Source organism: Nocardia farcinica (genome assembly GCF_029867845.1).
Classification (GTDB): Bacteria; Actinomycetota; Actinomycetes; order Mycobacteriales; family Mycobacteriaceae; genus Nocardia; species Nocardia farcinica_A.
Genome location: NZ_JARWRU010001247.1, coordinates 1 through 1,101, shown reverse-complemented (window position 1 = coordinate 1,101; position 1,101 = coordinate 1). Strand labels below are relative to the sequence as shown.

The 1,101-nt window shown below is 80.3% G+C and carries 2 protein-coding genes; both read left to right on the top strand.

Going from position 1 to position 1,101, the window contains the following annotated elements; translation table 11 throughout:
• Window positions 1–634, top strand: a 634-nt coding sequence (locus QH283_RS27865; RefSeq protein WP_280505898.1) for a type II secretion system F family protein, incomplete at its 5' end; no start/stop codon positions are given.
• A gap of 3 nt (window positions 635–637) precedes the next feature.
• Window positions 638–1,101 (top strand): type II secretion system F family protein (locus QH283_RS27860; RefSeq protein ID WP_280505897.1); only part of this gene is annotated, 464 nt, incomplete at its 3' end.

Below are 1,101 nucleotides of genomic sequence, written 5' to 3'. Positions count from 1 at the left end.
GCTGGGGGGGGGCGCGGGGCGGGTTATCGCGGGGGCGACCGGGGCGGTCACCCTGACGGTGGGGGGGCGGCGGACCCGGCGCGACCGGGCGCACGACGCGGAGTGCGCCCGGCTGCTCGACGCGCTGGAAGCGGTGGTGGGGGAGTTGCGGGTGGGCGCGCATCCGAGCGCCGCCACCGAGGTGGCCGCGCGAGAATCCGGTGCGGGTGCGGCGGCCACGGCCTTCGCCGTGAGCGCGGCCCGCGGCAGGCTCGGCGGCTCCGGCGCCGACGGCTTGCGTGCCGACGAGTCGGTGATCGGGGTGGAACTGCGGCGCATCGCCGACGCCTGGCAGGTCGCCGAACGGCACGGCCTCGCGCTGGCCGAACTGCTCGCCGCCACCCGCGCCGACCTCGCGGGGCGGGTGCGCTTCCGGCGTCGCAGCACGGCCGCGATGGCGGGCGCCCGTGCCACCGCCACAGTCCTGTCCGGCCTGCCGCTGCTCGGCCTGGCGCTCGGGGAGCTGATGGGCGCAAGGCCGCTGCGCGTGCTGTTCACCACCGCGGCAGGCGGTGTGCTGCTGCCCCTCGGTGCCGCCCTGGCCTGCGCCGGACTGCTGTGGACCGACGCGATCACCCGGAAAGCGCTGGTGTGAGCCGTGTCCGGGATCTGCGCGGTCGCCGCCCTGCTGCTCGCCGCCGCCCTGACCCTCTGGCCCGCCCGCACCGGCCCCGGTCCCCGCCTCCGGGCCATGGTGATGACAGGGGGGTCCGCGCCGCCGCGACGAGGCCCCGCCGCCCGCCGCGCGGCGAACGACCCACTGGCGGTCGCCTCGGTCTTCGATCTGCTCGCCGCGTGCCTGCGCGCCGGCCTGCCCATGGCCGATGCGGCCGCCGCGGTGGCGCCGAACGCCCCCGCTGAACTGGGCGCGGCCCTGCTGCGGGCCGCCGACCTGCTCACCCTCGGCGCCGACCCCGCCACCGCGTGGGAACGCGCCGCCGAGGAGGCCGCCGCGCGCCCCCGCGCCGGGGGGGTCGGAGCGCAGGGCCGGGAGGGCCCCCCCGCCCCCCCCCCGGGCGCCGCGCAGGGCCCTGGCCAAGGCGGACACGCCCCCCCCCCCCG